Below are 14,450 nucleotides of genomic sequence, written 5' to 3'. Positions count from 1 at the left end.
AATAAGGGGGCTCCATGAAGAAAAAATTGAGTGTATTGCTAATGGGTGTATTTATAACCGGAATATCCGCATCCACAGTTTTATGTTCGGATGTCCAGATGAATATACCAAAATCAAAATCATTCAGGATTGAACGATCCATGTCACCCGAGGCCATGGCATGTATCGAATGCCATAAAAAGCAGCATCCGGGCATTTTCTCTGACTGGGCGGCCAGCCGTCATGCCAGTGCCAATATCACCTGTTACGACTGCCACGCCGCAGAGGCCCATGATCCGGACGTGAGTCAGTCCCATTTTAAGGAGTACGAAGCAAACGACACGAAATATGGGCAAAAAAAATACATGGTTCCGGTATCTGCTGTGGTTACCCCAAAAGACTGTTCGCGCTGCCATCCGGATGAAGCAATGCAATACGGTAAAAGTAAACACGCAAATACCCTTGAGATTATTTGGAAGATAGATCCCTGGCTTAACGACGGCATGAACAGTGATTTTGAGCGGATAAATGGCTGTTACCACTGCCATGGCACCATTTTAAGCTTGAAAGACAAAGAACTTGATCCGGCGACCTGGCCCAATGTCGGTGTTGGAAGGCTTAACCTTGACGGCAGTAAAGGTAGCTGCAGCAGCTGTCATACAAGGCATCGTTTTTCTGTTATGGAGGCCAGAAAACCCCAGGCGTGCGGGCAATGCCACCTTGGTCCGGATCATCCCCAGATTGAAATTTTCACAGAATCAAAGCATGGTGACATTTACGATGCCTTTGGTGACGAGTACAACTGGACCGCAGCGCCAGGCACCTGGAGTCCTGGTGTTGATTTCAGGGGGCCGACCTGCGCCTCATGCCATATATCCGGTGCCGGCAATGTAATGACCTCCCATGATGTCACTGAAAGATTGTCCTGGGAATTGCAAGCCCCATTGACAGTCAGACCCGAAGACTTCAAACCGCTTCCGGCTCAGACAAACTGGCAGGAAGAACGGACCAAAATGCAGGAAGTTTGTATGCAGTGTCACGGAAAAAGGTGGACAGAATCCCATTACAGTCAGATGGATCAAACCATCAAAGAATATAATGAAGTATATTTCAAACCGGCTAAAGCCAAACTTGACGAACTCTACGCAAAAGGCCTGCTCGACAAAACACGTTTCTTTGATGAGCCCCTTGAGGTGGAGTACTATGAACTATGGCACCACGAAGGGCGACGGGCAAGAATGGGTGCTGCAATGATGGCCCCGGACTATTCATGGTGGCATGGATTTTATGAGTGCAAAAAGCGCTTCAATGCATTCATGGAAGAAGCCAACCACCTGATTGAAACCGGTAAAAAATCCTACAAAGCAGAAAACTATCCCAATGCCACTGGCAGCACCACAAAACCACCTGAAATTTTTAAATAATAGTTAATACAAAAAAGTAAATGCAGCCACTTAATTAATTTGAGTGGCTGCATTTTTTATTGCTTATAAATGATAGACTAATTGCCTGCCATCATGGCTGCAATATCAGCATCAACTTCGCCGATGGCTTTGATGTCAAAATTTTCAACCAGGACATTCAACACTGTGGGTGAAACAAAAGCGGGCAGCGTGGGACCTAAGCGGATACCCTTCACGCCCAGATGAAGCAATGCCAGCAGAACCGCAACCGCTTTTTGTTCATACCAACCGATATCAAAGGAGATGGGAAGATCGTTAATGTGATCCAGCCCGAATGCATCCCGCAGTTTCATGGCGATCACAGCCAGTGAGTACGAGTCGTTGCACTGTCCTGCGTCTAGTACCCGTGGAATCCCTCCGATATCGCCCAAATTGAGTTTATTATACCTGTATTTCGCACACCCGGCGGTGAGGATCACGGTATCTTTGGGCAATTTTTCAGCGACTTCGGTAAAATAGTTTCTGTCCTTCTGGCGGCCATCGCATCCGGCCATGACAATGAAGCGTTTGATGGCACCTGATTTAATTGCCTCAACCACCTTATCGGCCAGGGCCAGTACCTGATTATGTGCAAATCCGCCAACGATCGTACCGGTTTCTATTTCAGTGGGCGGTTGACAGGTTTTTGCCAGCGCCACAATCTTTGAAAAATCTTTAGTACCGCCATTGGTTCTGTCCGGAATATGGGTTGTGCCTGGATAGGAGACAACCCCGGTCGTAAAGAGCTTATCCTGATATGTATTCTTTTTTTTAATGGGGATAATGCAGTTTGTTGTCATCAGGATGGGACCGTTAAATGTTTCAAAATCTTCATTCTGATGCCACCAGGACCCGCCGTAATTACCTTTGAGGTTATCGTATTTTTTAAATGCAGGATAATAATTTGCCGGCAGCATTTCGCCGTGGGTATACACATCAACGCCCGTGCCTTTTGTCTGTTCCAGCAATTCTTCCATGTCTTTCAGGTCGTGGCCGGAAATCAGGATTCCGGGATTTGTTCCCACACCGATGTTGACTTCTGTTATCTCCGGATTTCCATAGGCCTGGGTATTGGCCTGGTCCAGAGCCGCCATTGTTGTCACGGCTGTTTCACCGGCTTTCATAACCATGGCGACCATTTCATCAACACTCAGGTCCTGGGTGGTAGAGGTTAATGCCTCATACAAAAAATTCCAGATTTCATCTTTGGTAACACCAAGGACAGCGGCATGATCCGCATATGCACAAATACCTTTCAGGCCGATAACCAGAAGCTCCCGAAGAGATCTGACATCTTCATTTTCAGTTGAAAGTACACCAACGACTTCTGCCTTGGCTGCAAATGCCGACGTATCATCCGAAAACCAGGTCGCACAATCGTGAAGATCCGACCCCACCTTATCTTTTACACTGTCACGCAATGTCTTTTTAACGGCCTGGGCGCGATTGATCCAGGCGATAAGGTCTTCATCATTAAAATTGACATTTGTAACTGTCGTAAACAGCCCTTCGGCAATAAACCTACCGTTAGATGCCGGAACCTCAACCCCTGCGGCTTTTGCTGCCTGTGCAAGGACTGCAATCCCTTTTAAATTATAAATCAAAAGATCCTGAAGGGTTGCTGTGCTCCCTTTTTTGCCGCACATCCCGTTAATGGTACATCCCTGATTTTTAGCGGTTTCCTGACATTGAAAACAAAACATGTAAAAGCCTCCTTATTTATAGATTTATTGCTGAATGACGCCTTTCCTTGCGTTTACAGACACACCATACGCTTAAAGAAGAATAAAAACCTTGATCTGGATCAAGTTACAAAGAAACGTGTAAAAATAAACACTGGTGCGATAAAAGTCGGGGTGATGCATTGACTATACTTAACACATAACAGTTTAAAATTAAAGGAATTAGGAATATCTCTGAGTCGATACTTTAAACGGTTGCTACATTCCTAATATCAACGAAATCGTGACAAAAAGCTGCATTTTAAAGAAAATAATTGTGTTTTCTTGATCTGGGTCAAGGATCTTACAGTCTTTTCGGGTATATTTTTTTAAAAGATCTGAACGGAAGGTCACATATCTGTTATGTTGCAAAGGTTTTCCCTGAAAGGAGAATTATGGAATGGGCTTGGGATGCTGAAAAAGAAATATCAAAAGTTCCGTTATTACAAAAAGAACAGCCGGGCAGGCCAAAGATTTTCCACCCTGCTGGGCGAAAACGACATCCCCCGGGAGATTCTTCAAGCCGTTTTTCCACAGTAATTTATTTTTCCCGCCGGGCTATTTCATCAGATTGGCGGCGCAATGGTGACGATGATCCGCATTTTTGTGTCCGCCATTACTCCGTGGGGTTTACTGAATTAATGAATCCAAAACACCATGCATGATGTTATTGATGTGTGAAAAATTACTCTCCATTGATAAAATTTCTGTTTCCGATTGAACGTATTTTGATCCGTCAATTTCGTCTTTACAATTCAGAACCAGATTTTCAACAGTCTGCTGTGTAGATTCCAGATGGAATTGAAATCCAATAATATGATCGTCGAAAATAAAGCCTTGGTTTAGACAGGCTTCGCTTTTTGCAATGTGTACGGCCCCTTTTGGGATATCAAAAGTATCCCCATGCCAATGGAAAACACGGGCTTGCTGGGGGAAAACGCCGGCCAGAACAGTATCATTGATCGCTCTGTCGGTTTCTATGTCAAACCACCCGATTTCTCTATATTTATTTTTATGGACATCAGCTCCCATCACCTGTGCAATCAATTGGGCTCCCAGGCAGATTCCCAGGATATTTTTTTTGTGCCTGACAGCCTGCTCAATTAATTTTTTTTCTTCGTGAAGCCAGGGAAAGGAAGACTCATCATTCACCCCCATGGGACCGCCCATAACGATCAAGCAGTCAAAATCGTTAATTGACGGGAGTGTGCAGGATTTAAAAAATTGTGTGTTTGTTAACTGATGGCCGCCTGTCATTAATACCGGTGCCATCATACCAAGATCTTCAAATGGGACATGTTGCAGATAATGAATTTTCATAGATTTGTTCCTTTCTCTCAACGTTATGAAATCTCTCTATTTTTTGGCAGGGGAATGACCGTCATTTATGGTCCTCTCTTTAAGTATCATCTTTAATCTTTCTTATCAAAGAGATCGGAGTTCTTCATTGACATAGATCAAGTTTTAGCTTTTTTTAAAGAGAGACCTTAATCTATCGTGATTTTTCAAAAAGGGCATCTGTCTGCTGGACATGGCCAGTTTTTTAGATAGGTACAAGATAACCGGGTCCCGGTATAAGGTATGAGAAACAAACAGGGTTACCGTTGCGTCTATAATACAACTGCAAATACATTGACAAACTTCAATTGTAAAGTTTATTATTTATAAATAAGCATTGTTCTTACTATAAATAAGAAAATCAGCCTATTGTTCATTCTGTATAAATAAAAATTCGGCGCGAATAAGTCTCTTAAGTTCTCTATTTGAGTAAAAACAACGCAAGATGGGTGAATTTCCGTTCAAACACGAATTAAATTTGTAATTTCGTCATGAGGTGTCGCAATGAAGATCCGTCAAAAAATGGGAATCATGTTGGTCACTATTTTTATGATCTGTGTTTTTTTATTTGCCGCGACCTGGTGGATTACCGACAGCCAAAGGAATGACGGGCTTGTAATCAACCTCGCAGGACGGCAACGGATGCTCAGCCAGAAGATGACCAAAGAAATCCTGTTCTACAAAATGACTCAGGCCACGGGGGAAGGCGATGTTCAAGCATTAAAAAAAGCGACCTTCAATACCATGAACGTCTTTGGAATGACTTTGGATGCGTTGAAAGATTCCGGGAAAGCACCATTGACATTAAATTTGCAAGATACGGATTTCAGGAACTGTCCCATTGCAAAAGAACCGGCATTCAGCCAACTTGGAAAAGTCAAATCTATTTGGAAAGAATTTTTGATGCATATGCAGGTCGTGCTTGATGACAAGGATGACGGGACTCATTTTGACTGGGTCCTCAAGAACAATATCCGGCTGCTTGGAGAAATGAATAAAGCGGTTGTTATGATGCAGCAACAGTCGGAAAGCAAAATAAAATCACTGATGCTTATTCAAACAACAGGCATTTTATTTCTTGGTGTCATTATACTGATTTCAGGTATTGTTACCTTTAAAATTATGGGTTCAGTGACAAATTTGGGCAAGATACTTAAAGATATAGCACAGGGCGAAGGAGATCTGACAAAGCGAATTAAAGTGACGCGTAATGATGAAATAGGTATGACAGCACAATGGTTCAATCGGTTTGCCGATAAAATCCACGAAATGGTGGCAGATATCAATATAGATGCAAAAAGTCTGGCTGCAGCGTCTGAAAGTTTATCCAAATTTTCTTCCCAAATGGCGGTTTCAGCCGAACAGATGGAAACCCGTTCCGCCCGGGTAGCCGCAGCCATGGAAGAGGTGACGGGCAACATGGAGCACATGGCTGCGACAAGTGAAGAAATGGCGATGACGAACAATACGGTTTCTGCGGCCACGGAACAAATGTCTGTCAGTATCAAAGATATTGCCCAGAATGCAGAGAATGCCGCCCATATCGCGGATACAGCGCAGAAACAAACCGAGGCCGGCAGTAAACAAATTGTTCTTCTGGAAAAAACAGCAAAAGAAATCGACCAGGTAATCGAAGCGATACAGGACATCGCAGAGCAGACCAATTTACTGGCGTTAAATGCAACAATAGAGGCGGCCAGAGCCGGAGAAGCCGGAAAAGGATTCGCTGTTGTGGCAGGGGAAGTCAAAGAACTGGCCCTGCAAAGTTCAAAAGCAACAAAGGATATCAAAGCCAAAATTACAGCCATGCAGGAAGCCGCCGGGGGAACGATTTCATCTGTCAGCAAAATAAAAGACGTGGTTCAGGAAATTTCTTCGATTTCCCAGCTCATTGCTTCCTCCGTTGAAGAACAAAGCGCTGTGACCAAAGAAATCTCCAAAAATATTTCTGAGGCAGCCACAGCAACCAGTTCAGTTTCAAATGGGATTGCCGGAATTCTGCAATACAGTAAAGATATCAAAGAAGATATTCAGGGCGTGGATTCAGGGACAAAAGAGGCGTCGGAGAATGCCGCTGAGACCCATCGTTCCAGTGAGGAGCTCTTGAAAATGTCCACCCGGCTCCATGATTCTGCCGCCCGTTTTAAAATTGATTAAGAACTAACCGCTTTGTTGATATAGTCCCTATCCTTGACAGGAATCAATAACAAAAAAAGTCAACGCCCATTCAATGTTGGCTTTGGGCAGCTGTATTATTATCCAGTACTTCTCTTACCTTGGCCGCCAAACCATTAACGGAAAATGGCTTCTGTATTAGTTGGATACCGTCACTAAGCACGCCGCGGTGTGCAATGATATCGTCGGTATAACCGGACATGAAAAGCACTTTCAGATCTTTATATTTTTGAACGGCTTTTTCGTAAAGTTCCTTGCCGTTCATACCCGGCATGACAACATCGGTAAGCAAAAGATGTATCACGTCGTCATGAGTGGTCATGATGTCTAAAGCGTCATCACCATTTCCCGCTTCAAGCACTCTGTACCCCTGCCGCTGAAGTATGGTCCGACCCAGATGACGTACCTGTTCGTTATCCTCGACGAGTAATATGGTCTCTTCCCCTTTTTGGCTATATTTTGTTTTTTGAACGGGTTCCTTTTTATCCGGCATTTCCATGGCTATCGGAAAATATATTTTAAAGGTCGTTCCCATCTCCGGTTCGCTGTACACCCAGATATTTCCGCTATGCTGTTTGACGATTCCGTAAACTGTGGCCAGACCAAGACCGGTCCCCCGCTCTCCCTTGGTTGAAAAAAACGGTTCAAAGATATGCGCAAGTGTGGCATCATCCATACCCGAACCGGTATCGCTGACGGACAGCATGGCATAAAGACCTGGACGGACATCCGGATGCGTCCTGGCATATTCTTCATCCAGGCTGGATAATCCGGTTTCGATGGCCAAAAACCCGCCGTCCGGCATGGCGTCTGCGGAATTTACCGTCAGATTCATCAAAATTTGTTCAATCTGCCCAATATCGGCCAATACCGGGCGTATCTCCCTGGAAAGATTTTTCTTAAATTTGATATCTTCCGGTATGGTACGCAAAAGGAGTTTTTCGATTCCTCTGACAACTTGGTTTATATCGGTTGGTTTGAGTGTGATGACCTGCTTGCGTGAAAATGCCAGCAACTGCCTCACCAAATCCCGGGCCCTGGCACCGGCGTTAGCGATTTCCAAAGCCTGCTCCCGACGCTCATCTCCTACTCTTAACTCTTCGGTCAGCATCTCGGCATAATTGAGAATCGGACAGAGCATGTTGTTCAAATCATGCGCAACACCTCCGGCCAACCGTCCTATGGCCTCTACCTTCTGGGCCTCTCTCAGCTGGGCTTCCAGATTAATTTTTTCTTTTTCATGTTTGATTCGGTTGACAGCAACAGCCACAAGGTTGGCTATGGATTTCATCATCTCTATCTCTTCAGGCAGAAAGCTTGAATTCGACCGTTTCCCAAATGACAACGTGCCGAGCAAGCGTTCTTCAATCACCAAAGGGTGGCAACAATACGCTTGAATATCAAAGGATTTGATCAATGCAGTCACCGGATCAGAACTATTTGAAATGTTCTCACAGATCATGCACCGGCCGGTTTGAGCAACAGTCCCGCACACAGTAGTACCGTGCTCGATCCACTCAATTTCGGAACGTTTTTCGTCAGAAATACCGGCACATGCATTTAAGTGAAGCTTACCTGCATCGGGATCTTCCATAAAATTAAAAAAGACCTGACAATCAAGAAATGCCATCACTGTTTTGCACAAATCATTGATCAGACTTTTCGGGTTACCGCTCTGAAGAAGGCGAGCCGCTGTCTCGGACAGGATTTCGTTCCTTTTAACATTCCAAGTTAATAGTTTTTCAGCAGCTTTATGCTCTGTTATATCTCTTACCGCAACGACTCTGGCCAGTTTGCCTCTGTACTCTATGTTTCTCGATATAAATTCAACAGGAAACCGGGTTCCGTTACATTTAATCCCAACTACTTCATATGCGCCCTCATAGTCGGAAGCGATATATGTTTGTGCCTTTTTCAAACTCTCGGAGGTAAGATGTTTAGCCATTATCTGGGCACCGATGATTTCATTAGCTGAATCATAACCGAGTATTTTTGCAAATGACTCGTTGGCATCAAGAACCACACCGTTATCGTGTATATAAATGCCTTCAACGGTAGCTTCCGATAAAAATTTAAACCGTTCTTCGCTAACTTTTAGTGCGTTTTCGGTAAATTTCCGTTTCGTTATGTCCTGGACCATTGCAATAAAGTAATCGAGCTCTCCGGACGGTTTTCGCACCCCGGCAACCTCTGTACGCGCCCAGATGGTACCTCCTTTTTTATTCAGATACCGTTTCTCTACAGTCACATGATCTGTGTGCCCCTCTCTCACCTGACGAACCGATTCAAGGCTGTTATTAATATCCTCCGGGTGGGTCCAGGTTATGAACTGATTTGCACATAATTCATCTTCTGAATACCCCAACAGATCAACCAGAGCCTTGTTGACATGGGTGGGTATTCCCTCTGGGGAAACCAAATCAATTCCGATAGGGGCTTGTTCAAACAGTGTGCGAAATCGTTGTTCGCTCTCCTGTAGCGTCTCATTCGATTTTTTTAAGCTAATGGCTTCCCAGGATATGTCAGCCACTTCCTTTACAATTTCAATGTCCTGTCCGGTATAATTCGTTCTCTTGTTTCCCACCCCCAGTATGGCGACTACATTTCCCCCCCTTAAAACCGGAACAGTCAAAAGGCGAATGACCGGTGCATGCCCCTCCGGCAGTCCCGCTTTATGGGGCAGCGTTTGATAGTCGTTATAAACAAGTGGTTTCCGCTTTCTGAAACTGTCCCCCCATACCCCCGCCTCTGCGATCGGATAATGTTCCTCCTTCACATATTCCGTACACATATTTTTGAGTGTATTGGTGGACCATGCCTGTAGACTTAATGTTTTTTGATTCTCATCAATCAAGTGATAAAAACCGATTTCACTTTCTGCCAAAGATTCTGCTTCATCCAGAAATTTTTGAAGCAGTTCCCGTGAAGTGTGGGAAGATGCATAGTCAGCCAGACGGAGTTTCACCGATTGAATTTTTTCTTTCTGTTTCTTTTGTGTAATATCCTGGGTCACACCGATACCGCGGATACATTTTCCCTTACTGTCAAATTCAAGCTTTGCTTTTTCCCGTACCCACTTGACGGTTCCATTGGCGTTTATGCGATGTTCAATATCGTAAGGCTTGCCGGAGACGGCGGCCCTCCAAGCATTGTCCACATATTCCAAATCATCGGGATGGATACAATCCAAAAACCGTTCATAGGTCAAATCTGTTTCTCTCGGAACACCAAAAATTTTATAGTTTTCATCGGTCCACACAAGGGTATTGCTCTCGATATCCAATTCCCAAGTTCCGATTTTTCCAATCTCTTGTGCTTTTTCTAAAAAATATTTCTGCCGACGCATTTTTTCTTCGGTCTTAATACGTTCCGTGATATCCCGGAGAATGACCAGGTTTTTCCGATCATTAGCGGCACCATAACGGGATACGGTCACCTCCATATCAAACTCGGTCCCGTCCTGTTTCAGTCCCTTTGTCTGATAACAATTATTGACATGCCCCCCGTTTTCTCTTGCAATCATAAAGTCTTTAACCCTGTCTCTCTCCTGTTCCCCGATGAGTTCAAGGATTGGTTTCCTAATCAGTTCTTCCGGTTGCCTGTAACCGAATAAATTTACATACGCTGTATTTACAAAAAGATGATGGCTGTTTTGGGAAACGCCTATGGCATCCTGAGTGTTCTCCACAATCGCCTTCAATTGTTCTTCACTCTTTTTAAGGGATGCCACAGCTTTTAGTTTTGCCAAAGAAGACGCCACATGGTCGGCGACACGTCGATATGTGGCAATATTTCCGGCAGAAAACTTTCCTTCCCCGTGATCATTGAACTGCATCAGACCAAAGGTTTCTCCAGCTGTACGTAGCGGGATTAAAGCCACTGATTCGTACCCGAAGCCGTTGCACCGATTGCGGGTGCGGGCCTGACGGTCCGCGTCCGTAGTTTCGGACAGTAATTTGGTTGTACAATTGCTCCAGAAACTGCCATCAGACGTGAAAAAATTTTTGGATGGATCAAATCTCCCACGTATAACATTTCCGCACATGCACTCGATCATGGGATTACCGTCATCGTCTCTCATTAAAGATCCGTCTTTATCGTAGGAGCACAGGTGCTTTTCAAGTTTAACGAACTGCTCCGGGAAACCGGATGTGATATAATAAGGAAAATCATCGCCTTCTTGAAGCCTGATTCCAACAGCTTCACATCCGGACCATTTTTTCATCCAAGTTAGAATGGCATAAATCAACTCATCCAAATCGTCGATCTCATTCACAGACTGAAGTGCATCCAGAATCATTAATTGCTCTTTTTCAATACGTTTGTATTCGGCTAATAATTTTTCTGTATCTGATATTGAAGAGCTATTTGGCATAATTACAATCTCCCATTAGATGATAAAAGACGAAAAAGCTGACTTTTGCACAGGGATGCTAAGTTCAAAAAAACCACTTATTAATTCATAGAACTTGAATTGTATCTTTCCATTAATCCATGACGCCGTATTCTTTAAGTTTAAGATGAAGGGTTCTTCTGGCGATACCTAAACGTCTGGCTGTTTCGCTTTTATTATTTTCAGTTCTATCCAGCATGTTTAATATAGCGATCTTTTCGATCTCATGCAGAGGCTTATTTCCCAATTCGATCATCCCCTCCCCTTTATCTGTCGTTCCCAAAGCGTCAACTTGTTTGTCTTCGATTTGAATCTCATCGCCCCCCAGATAATCCTGTGCTGAAAGAATCACACTTCTTTCAATCGTATTCATCAGCTCCCGGACATTTCCAGGCCAGCTGTAATGCATCAATTTATTTATGCCATCCGGTGTGAATCCTTTAATTGAGCGGTTATTTTTTTCACAATAAACTTTTAAAAAATGTTGTGCCAGAAGCTGTATATCACCCGTTCTTTCCCTTAAAGGGGGAACCCTGAGATTAATGACATTCAAGCGGTAATACAGATCCTCTCTAAAATCTTCACTGGCGATCAAATTAACAAGATTCTTATTGGTCGCGGCAATGATCCTTGTGTCAACCTTGATCGGCTTCTCTCCGCCCACCGGAGTAATTTCCCTTTCCTGCAGTGCCCGAAGCAGTTTTACCTGCATGGACATAGATGTTTCGCTGATTTCATCTAAAAAAATACTTCCGTTATTTGCCAGTTGAAATTTTCCCTCTTTACGGCGGGTCGCACCGGTAAAAGCGCCCTTTTCATGGCCGAACAACTCTGATTCCAATAGTGTCTCGGTAATGGCCGCGCAATTGATTTTGATAAAAGGTCCTTCTTTTCTATGGCTGTTGTAATGGATCGCCCCGGCAATAAGTTCTTTCCCAGTGCCGGATTCACCATTTATCAACACAGTGGCATCGGTCCGGGCCACCTGGGAGATGGTCTGAATCAGTTTCTGCATGGATTCATGCTTACCGATTATATTGCTGCAGTCAAAATTTTTTCCAAGGCTTTCCTTTAGCTGTATGTTTTCTTTTTTCAGCTGGGTATGTTCAAGAGCGCGTTGAATTGTCAGTTTCAGTTTATCAAAATCAAACGGCTTGGTCAGATAATCGTAAGCGCCTTTTTTTAACGCATCAACCGCTGTCTGAACAGAAGAAAAAGCCGTCATGATGATTACAGGTATGGCTGGATTGATTTTTTTTATTTCAGACAGGGCAACAAGTCCGGATACTTTTATCATCTTAATGTCCATGAGAATAAGGTCGTAGGGTTTTGTTTCGACCATATCTATGGCAACTTGTCCGTCATCTGCCTCCTCAATGAAATACCCCCATTTTGTCAATAACGTCTTGAGCATATCACGATGTGTCCGATCATCATCAACAACCAAAATTGTACTTTTATTTTTCATCATACTCAGGCTATCCTCTTAGGTAGAAAAATTTTAAACACAGTGCCGCTACCCGGATTGCTCACCGTCTCTATCCGACCCTTATGCGCTTTTACAATATTATGCACGATGGCCAACCCAAGGCCTGTACCCGATAATTTTGTCGTAAAATAAGGTTCAAATATATCAGAAAGATCTTCCTGGTTTATTCCGCATCCCGTATCAGAGACTTCAATGACAATATTTTCATCAGAATCATCATTATACATTTTTAGCGTCAATATCCCTGAGTTTTCCATTGCCTGTAAAGCATTGAGACAAAGGTTCAGCAACACCTGTTTCAGCCGGTCTCCGTCTGCATGGATCCGGGGCAAACCGGGTTCGATGTCTGTTTTTATCTCAATGTGTTCTGCATTAGGTTCATATGCAATCAACTGCAGGCATTCTGAAATAAGCGCCTCCAAATCAACAGGATTTCCTGAAACGGCAATGGGTTTGGCAAGCTCAACGAGTTCGCCGACAACGCGATTAAGCCTGTCTACCTCTTTGGTCATTGTATCGGCTATCGTAAAATTTTCAGAGTCACGATCAAAAATTTCTTTAAAAAAGGTCGCATACCCCTTTAATGAACTTAATGGATTCCGTATTTCATGTGCCACGCCGGCGGCCAGTCGACCGATTGCTGCCAACCGCTTATTTTGCTCCATTTCAGTTCTCAGCCGGTGAAGTTCTGTTTTGTCTCTCAGGATCAGGAGTGTGCCCAGAGAGTTCCCCTCCTTGTCAAATAACGGACTGACAAGTGCGTCCAGCGTAATTTCCGGGTTGCCGTCTTTTTTGAGCGTGACTTCTTTTTCAATCAAACTTTTTTTACCAGGGACCGTCTCTAACAAATTTTTTACTTCATTGGGGAGCAATGCCCCAATACGCTTTGTATTTATATCCGTTGGAATATTCAAAATTGTGAATGCGGTGGGATTGATTGAAATAACCTGGTTGTTATGATCGGCTGCAACCAACCCTATGGGCATATTTTCTACAAGGTTGTCAGAGAAAATTTGTATACGTGAAAGCGTTGATCTGGTCTGGCCATATCGTTGAACGATAAACACCAATAAAAATCCGGTCAGTCCGATTAATGCCAAGATAACGCCCATCATTATGGCATGCTGGGTGTCATTTCTATCTGCACTTGAAATCAACGCCATATCAAGACCGACAAATATTATGGTATCCTCATATGAATCAATGTGTTTGAACATATTGCCATGCATTCTTCCATGCATTGACATCATTGGATTTGAACCTTTTAATCTGCCGGTGTTTATTGGAGAAAATTTTTTATGCACTTCAAATACCTTATGCTTTTTTTGATCTTCAATAATACGCCATCCGGTTTTATTTTCAGCGATTACGGCTTTAAGATCCAAATCCCGGCCATAATTGCCTCCAATTTTTTCTTTCTGACTGTGGACCAGTATTTTCCCGTCTTGATCGACAATAAACAGGTATACAATATCAGGCAGAGTGGCAGTTTCCGACAGCAGGTTTTCCATTGCGACGGTGGACCATTGCATATTCATCATGCCGGTGTAGGTCCCTGCCTCAAATGCTCTGATTAATGCCGTGCTTTTTTCAAACAACAGCCGAATATTCTGGTTTTTTTGTCTATTGATCCGATCAATCGTCATAAATGTAAAAATCGGAAAAAGAACAATGATTGTTCCAATGAGTATCAGAGGTGGAATCTCAGTTGTGAGTTTAAATTTATTCATAACGTCTTCTTAGGTTTAGGTTGCCGATTTAGACGAATACCCTTCTTTCCTGCGACTACGATATAAAAACTTCAACATTTTTTTGGACTGAAGTTAATGTTGATATTTTTACATCTTTCATCAATAAAATCAAAATAGAATCCGGCTGATATCGAGTCACCGGGCTGGATTGTTTTTAGGCAG

The 14,450-nt window shown here is 43.5% G+C and carries 8 protein-coding genes; 3 read left to right on the top strand and 5 right to left on the bottom strand.

Annotation, left to right across the window (positions count from 1 at the left end):
• The first annotated feature begins 14 nt into the window (after positions 1 to 14).
• Positions 15 to 1,403 (top strand): multiheme c-type cytochrome, encoded by a 1,389-nt coding sequence (locus tag B147_RS0108555; RefSeq protein ID WP_026259576.1) that lies wholly within the window; start codon positions 15 to 17, stop codon positions 1,401 to 1,403.
• A 77-nt stretch (positions 1,404 to 1,480) separates the two neighbouring features.
• On the opposite strand, the gene hcp is transcribed toward B147_RS0108555, so the two are convergent.
• Positions 1,481 to 3,124: a hydroxylamine reductase gene (gene hcp, locus B147_RS0108550; RefSeq protein WP_020586793.1), complete on the bottom strand. Its 1,644-nt coding sequence runs from the start codon at positions 3,122 to 3,124 to the stop codon at positions 1,481 to 1,483.
• Between the two features lie 429 nt (positions 3,125 to 3,553).
• On the opposite strand from hcp, the gene B147_RS33150 reads away from it, so the two are divergent.
• Positions 3,554 to 3,682: a hypothetical protein gene (locus B147_RS33150; protein WP_020586791.1), complete on the top strand. Its 129-nt coding sequence runs from the start codon at positions 3,554 to 3,556 to the stop codon at positions 3,680 to 3,682.
• A 90-nt stretch (positions 3,683 to 3,772) separates the two neighbouring features.
• Here the strand turns inward: B147_RS33150 and B147_RS0108535 are convergent, their stop codons facing one another.
• A complete protein-coding gene (locus tag B147_RS0108535) occupies positions 3,773 to 4,462 on the bottom strand; it encodes a type 1 glutamine amidotransferase (RefSeq protein WP_020586790.1) in 690 nt (229 codons plus the stop codon).
• A 522-nt stretch (positions 4,463 to 4,984) separates the two neighbouring features.
• Between B147_RS0108535 and B147_RS0108530 the strand changes: the two genes are divergently transcribed.
• Positions 4,985 to 6,637 carry a methyl-accepting chemotaxis protein gene (locus tag B147_RS0108530; RefSeq protein ID WP_020586789.1) on the top strand — a complete coding sequence of 551 codons (1,653 nt, stop codon included), beginning with the start codon at positions 4,985 to 4,987 and terminating at the stop codon, positions 6,635 to 6,637.
• Between the two features lie 70 nt (positions 6,638 to 6,707).
• Here B147_RS0108530 and B147_RS30205 read toward each other — a convergent pair whose 3' ends face one another.
• From B147_RS30205 to B147_RS0108515, 3 genes are all read right to left on the bottom strand, one after another.
• A complete protein-coding gene (locus tag B147_RS30205) occupies positions 6,708 to 11,030 on the bottom strand; it encodes a PAS domain S-box protein (protein ID WP_083927859.1) in 4,323 nt (1,440 codons plus the stop codon).
• Positions 11,031 to 11,142: 112 nt separating this feature from the next.
• Positions 11,143 to 12,519: a sigma-54-dependent transcriptional regulator gene (locus B147_RS0108520; RefSeq protein ID WP_020586787.1), complete on the bottom strand. Its 1,377-nt coding sequence runs from the start codon at positions 12,517 to 12,519 to the stop codon at positions 11,143 to 11,145.
• Positions 12,520 to 12,521: 2 nt separating this feature from the next.
• The gene (locus B147_RS0108515) at positions 12,522 to 14,267 is read right to left on the bottom strand and encodes an ATP-binding protein (RefSeq protein WP_020586786.1); all 1,746 of its coding nucleotides are present in this window, start codon (positions 14,265 to 14,267) and stop codon (positions 12,522 to 12,524) included.
• Positions 14,268 to 14,450 lie beyond the last annotated feature (183 nt).

It is taken from the genome of Desulfobacter curvatus DSM 3379, assembly GCF_000373985.1.
GTDB classification, from domain to species: Bacteria; Desulfobacterota; Desulfobacteria; order Desulfobacterales; family Desulfobacteraceae; genus Desulfobacter; species Desulfobacter curvatus.
The sequence above is the reverse complement of the archived record's forward strand: the minus strand, read 5'-3'. Positions and strand labels throughout refer to the sequence as shown.